Origin of the sequence: Dietzia sp. DQ11-38-2, assembly GCF_014145055.1 — a bacterium.
GTDB lineage: Bacteria > Actinomycetota > Actinomycetes > Mycobacteriales > Mycobacteriaceae > Dietzia.
This window is the reverse complement of the sequence record NZ_JAALDW010000140.1, coordinates 1-5,045: the sequence shown is the minus strand read 5'-3', so window position 1 is coordinate 5,045 and position 5,045 is coordinate 1. Positions and strand designations below refer to the sequence as shown.

Sequence of the window (5,045 nt, the reverse complement as noted above, 5' to 3'; positions counted from 1 at the left end):
GGCGGGATCACGGCGGCGACCGCCGCGGCGGCCAGGGCGACGCCGCACCCGAGCAGCAGGCCCACCCGGAAACCGGTCTCGGTGGGGACGAACAACCCCCCGAAGTCCACGGACATCTGCGTGAGGATCACGCCGAGGACCGCCGCGGCGGTGGTGGTGCCGATCGAGCGCATGAGTGTGTTGACGCTGTTGGCCGACCCCATCTCGGAGTGCGGCACCGACGACATGATGAGGGCGGGCATGGCGCCGTAGGCCAGACCCACTCCGGAGCTGGTGATGACGGCCGCGATCATGACGCCCCACGTCGACCCCATGAGGAACTGGGCGGAGGCGTACCCGGCCGCGATGACCAGCGATCCCAGGATGAGCGTGGGCTTGGGCCCACGGGTGGTGATGAGCCGTCCGCTCACGGGCGAGACGGCCATCATGGCCAGCCCGCCGGGCGCGATCCACAGTCCCATCGCCACCATCGACTGGCCCAGACCGTGCCCGGTGGCCACGGGGAGCTGGAGGATCTGCGGGATCACGAGCAGCTGCGCGTAGAGCCCCATGCCCACGAGGATCGAGGCGATGTTGGTCAGCAGGACCGGTCGTCGGGCCGCTACCCGCAGGTCGATGAGCGGCGACGGGTGACGTAGGACCCACCACCCCCACACGGGGAACGCGACGGCGGCCAGGACGAACAGTCCGAGGGTCACGGGAGAGACCCAACCCCAGTCCGCGCCCTTGGACACCGCCAACAGGAGCGCGATCAGACCCACCGCCAGACCCAGGGCACCGACGGGATCCAGCGTGCCGTCGGGTTTGGCCGCCGGCACCGACCGAATGCGCAGCGCCATCATCGCGATGATCCCCACCCCGAGTACGGCCGTGCCCCAGAACATCCACTGCCATGAGCCGTACTGCGCGAGGGCGGCCGCCGCCGGGAGCCCGAGCGCGCCACCGACCCCCAACGAGGAGCTCATCAACGCGATAGCCGGACCGAGGCGCACGGCGGGCAGGACCTCACGCATCGTCGCGATCCCGATCGGGATCACCCCGATCCCCACACCCTGGAGCGCCCGGCCGACGAGCATCGGCCACAGCGAGGTGGCCAGGGCGCACAAGACGGACCCGACGACCATCACCGCGGTGACACCGATGAGGACGTTCTTCTTGGGGTAGAGGTCGCCGAGGCGGCCCATCACCGGGCCGGCCACCGCTCCGGCCAGCAGGGTCACGGTGACGACCCACGCCGCGTTGGCCGCCGAGGTGCCGAGGATCGCCGGCAGCATCCCCAGCAGCGGGATCACCAGAGTCTGGGTGAGGGACATGACGATCCCGCCGAAGGCCAGAACGACGACCAACCCGTCCTGCTCCGCACGAACGGCGTCCCCGCCCCGAGTCCTGCCGCCCATCGCCGTGTCCTTCCAGAGACCTGTAGTCGGACACTACAGACAGGTGTCGACCGCGTCCGCTGCCGACCCCGCGCTCTTGTGGTCTGCATCACCCGGTGCCAGCATGGCCGGTGTGAACATCACCGGAAGGTCCCGGCGGTCCGCCCACCGACTCCCCGCCACCATCGTCGCGTCTCTCGCCGCCACGGCCCTCGCCTCGTCGGCCGTCCTCGCGGCCCCGGCCACGGCGCACGCCCAGGGTTCCGCCGAGGCGGTCGTCCAGGTCCTGCCCGCCCCGGACCGTCTGGTCACCTGGGGCGGATCTCCCACCGGCGCGTGCGCCGGCGCGGTGTCCACCTCACTCCGGGGTGACGGGTATCCCGGTACGGCCAGTGTGAGCTGGGCTTTCGCGGTCGCGGGCGTGGGTCCGTGCGCCCTGACCGCCACGCTGTCCTGGCGCAACCTGGACACCGGCGCGCGCGGGGAGAAGGTCGCGCAGATCCCCCACCCGCGGTTCTCCCTCGGTGTCCCGGACCCCGTCGCGCACCCCTACGACGCGATCATCTCCACCGGGTCGGGTCGGGTCGAGTACCGCCTCACCACCACCGGGGGGGCCGTGGCCGGGCCGATCGTCGTCGACACCGTCGCGTACCCGGGCTGAGAGAGGACCGGGAGCGGTCAGTCCAGGAGGCCCTCGGACGCGCGCCGCCAGTCCTCGACCGGCGGGACCAGGACGTTCTCACCGAGCACCTGTACGAGCACCGTGGACGCGCCCGCGTCCAGATGCTCCTGCACCCGGACCCGCGTGGCCTCGATCCCCCGGGTGACCAAGGCCGCCTGCAGGCGGTCGCTGCCGCCGCGGATGTAGTCGGACTCGTCGAAGCCCTGGCGGGTCCACGAGTTCCGGTAATTCGGCAGTCCCGTGTAGATGTTCAGGTGGTCCCGGGCCCGCGACCGCCACAGCTCGTCGTCGTCCTCTACACCTGCGGCGAGCACCGCAGCGTGTTCCACCACCAGCGCCGGCCCGTCATCCCCGGACCCGCCGAGGATGGCGCGCGCCCGCGCGGTGTGCTCGGGCAGGGTCAGATACGGGTGCGCTCCGGAGGTCCGGTCCCGGGACAACTCGAGCATCCTGGGCCCGAGCGCGGCCAGCACCACCGGCGGCATGGTGTCCTCGCCCGCGGCCATGGGCTGGGTCCGGTCGAGCGCGTCGAGGTACTCGCGCATCGCCGACAGCGGGCGACCGTAGTGGTGTCCGCGGTGCCGTTCCACCAGCGGGGCGTGGGAGACTCCGAGACCCAGCACGAACCGACCGGGGTGCAGGGCCTCGATGGTGCGCGCGGCCGCGCCGGCGGCCGAGGCGTCCCGTCCGTAGATGTTCGCGATTCCCGTGCCGATGGCCATGCGGCTGGTGGCCGACAGGTAGAGCTGCGCGGCGGTGAACGCCTCGCGCCCGACGGCCTCTCCGAACCACAGCGACCCCCATCCCTGGTCGTCGAGTTCGCCGAGCAGGTCGGGGATCCCCGCCGGCGGCACGCCCTCCAGCGAACCCGTCCACAGCCCGACCCTCCCCAGCCGGCCGCGGCCGGCCCGGTTGTGGTCAGCCCGGTCGGTCGCATCGTGGGGTGACTCACTCATGCACCCGAGTGTGCCAAACAGTGCGGGCTCCTGTGTGCCTCAGGTCCCGGGAGGCGTTTCACGCCGAAACCACGACCCACCCGACGGGGGCGCGCCAGACTTCAGGCGGAACACGTTCCAGCAGAGCCCTGGGACTCCGAGGAGATGAGGCGTCGATGTTCGAGTGGTCCGAGACCGACCTGATGATCCGAGAGGCCGTGCGCGGCTTCATCGACAAGGAGATCCGTCCGAACCTGGACGCCCTGGAGAGCGGGGAGATGACGCCGTACCCGATCATCCGCACATTGTTCGCGGAGTTCGGCATCGACACGATGGCCGCAGACGCGGTCGAGAAGATGCTCGCCAGGCAGCAGGCACGGGAGTCGGGCGGGTCGAGCGGGTCGGGGGGCTCGAGCGGGTCGGAAGGCTCGGGCGGGGCGTTCGAGGGCCAGGACTCACTGATGGCGGTGGTGATCAGCGAACTCGCGGGAGCGTGCATGGGCCTGGTCTCCGCGCTCGGGGTGAGCATCGGGTTGGGCGCCACGACCATCATGTCGCGCGGGACGTTGGCGCAGAAGAAGCGCTGGCTTCCGGGCATCGTCACCATGGAGAAGGTCGCGTCGTGGGCGATCACGGAGCCGGATTCGGGGTCGGACGCGTTCGGCGGGATGCGGACCTACGTGCGGAGGGACGGCGACGACTACATCCTCAACGGCCACAAGACGTTCATCACCAACGGCCCGCACGCCGACGTGATGATCGTCTACGCGAAGCTCGACGAGGGCACGGCAGCCGGTGTCGAGGACGGTGCCACCGCGACCGCCAAGCGGGACCGCCCGGTCCTGACCTTCGTCCTGGACACGGGGATGGACGGCCTGACCCAGAGCGCCCCGTTCAAGAAGATGGGCCTGCACAGCTCCCCCACCGGCGAGCTGTTCTTCGACGACGTCCGTCTCGGCCGCGAGCGCCTCCTCGGGGAGACCGAGGACCACCGGGGTGGCGACGGGCGCGAGTCCGCCAGGTCCAGCTTCACCGCGGAGCGCATCGGCGTGGCGACCATGTCGCTGGGCATCATCCAGGAGTGCCATCGACTCTGCGTGGACTACTCGCGGGAGCGGACACTGTGGGGCCAGGAGATCGGGCGCTTCCAGCTGATCCAGCTCAAGCTGGCCCGGATAAAGGTGGCGCGGATGAACGTGCAGAACATGGTGTTCCACTCCATCGAGCGCGCCCGGGCCGGAAAGCCCCTCACCCTGGCAGAGGCGTCAGCCATGAAGCTCTACGCCTCCGAGGTGGCGACCGAGGTCGCGATGGACGCGGTGCAGCTCTTCGGAGGCAACGGGTACATGGCCGAGTACCGGGTCGAACAACTCGCCAGGGATGCCAAGTCGCTGATGATCTACGCCGGTAGTAACGAGATCCAGGTGACGCACATCGCCAAGGGGCTGCTCTCGCGCTGAGCATCCGGATGACGTCCCCGTGGCCCGCCCGTACCGTGGACTCACGCCGGTAGCCGGAGGTGGTGTCGCATCGAGTCGGAGAATTCCGCCCACTGGCCCCGGGTGGTCGAGGGCGCGCGCAGGCGCGGGTCCGCATCCTGGGCGAGGGTCGTGCGCTACTCCCCCACCCTGCTTCTCGCCGCGACGGCCGCCGGCCTCGCGTTTCTCCTCGCCGAGCTGGTGTTCGGCCCCCAGAACGCGGTCTTCGCGCCGATCGCCGCGGTGGTCGCGACCGGGCTCTCTGCAGGGCAGCGGCGCGTCCGTGCTCTCGAGATCTCCACGGGCGTGCTCCTCGGGATCGTGGCCGCCGAACTCCTGGCGCGGTGGTTCGGTGTCGGTGCGTGGCAGCTCACGGTGGCGGTGCTCGCGGCCACCACCGCGGCGGTGGCGTTCCGGGCGAGTGGACTGCTGAGCAATCAGGCGGCGGTCGCGGCGGTCGTCGTCATGGTCCTCGTGCCCGTCCTGGAGACTGGCCCGTGGGTCAGGCTCGGGGACGCGGTGATCGGCGGCGCGGTGGCCGTGGTGCTGACCTCGGTGGTCCCCCACCATCCCC

5 protein-coding genes are annotated in these 5,045 nt (G+C 70.8%); 3 read left to right on the top strand and 2 right to left on the bottom strand.

All coding sequences use genetic code 11. The features are described 5' to 3' along the window. On the bottom strand, window positions 1-1,397 hold a 1,397-nt coding region (locus G6026_RS05515; protein ID WP_182612454.1), incomplete at its 3' end, for an MFS transporter. A gap of 103 nt (window positions 1,398-1,500) precedes the next feature. On the opposite strand from G6026_RS05515, the gene G6026_RS05510 reads away from it, so the two are divergent. Then, complete coding sequence (locus G6026_RS05510; RefSeq protein ID WP_194305543.1) at window positions 1,501-2,037, top strand: hypothetical protein; 537 nt, start codon at window positions 1,501-1,503, stop codon at window positions 2,035-2,037. Between the two features lie 17 nt (window positions 2,038-2,054). Here G6026_RS05510 and G6026_RS05505 read toward each other — a convergent pair whose 3' ends face one another. Further along, entirely contained in the window at window positions 2,055-3,014 is a 960-nt protein-coding gene (locus tag G6026_RS05505) for a TIGR03620 family F420-dependent LLM class oxidoreductase (RefSeq protein WP_182612453.1), read from the bottom strand. Between the two features lie 155 nt (window positions 3,015-3,169). Between G6026_RS05505 and G6026_RS05500 the strand changes: the two genes are divergently transcribed. Together G6026_RS05500 and G6026_RS05495 are read left to right on the top strand one after the other, a co-directional pair. Further along, window positions 3,170-4,453: an acyl-CoA dehydrogenase family protein gene (locus tag G6026_RS05500; RefSeq protein WP_182612452.1), complete on the top strand. Its 1,284-nt coding sequence runs from the start codon at window positions 3,170-3,172 to the stop codon at window positions 4,451-4,453. A 150-nt stretch (window positions 4,454-4,603) separates the two neighbouring features. After that, window positions 4,604-5,045: FUSC family protein (locus tag G6026_RS05495; protein WP_182612451.1), on the top strand; the 442-nt coding region annotated here is incomplete at its 3' end.

Excerpts from the sequence above, each read along its gene's own strand:
- G6026_RS05510 (WP_194305543.1), top strand. The coding sequence starts at position 1,501 with ATGGCCGGTGTGAACATCACCGGAAGGTCCCGGCGGTCCGCCCACCGA.
- G6026_RS05505 (WP_182612453.1), bottom strand. The coding sequence starts at position 3,014 with ATGAGTGAGTCACCCCACGATGCGACCGACCGGGCTGACCACAACCGG.
- G6026_RS05500 (WP_182612452.1), top strand. The coding sequence starts at position 3,170 with ATGTTCGAGTGGTCCGAGACCGACCTGATGATCCGAGAGGCCGTGCGC.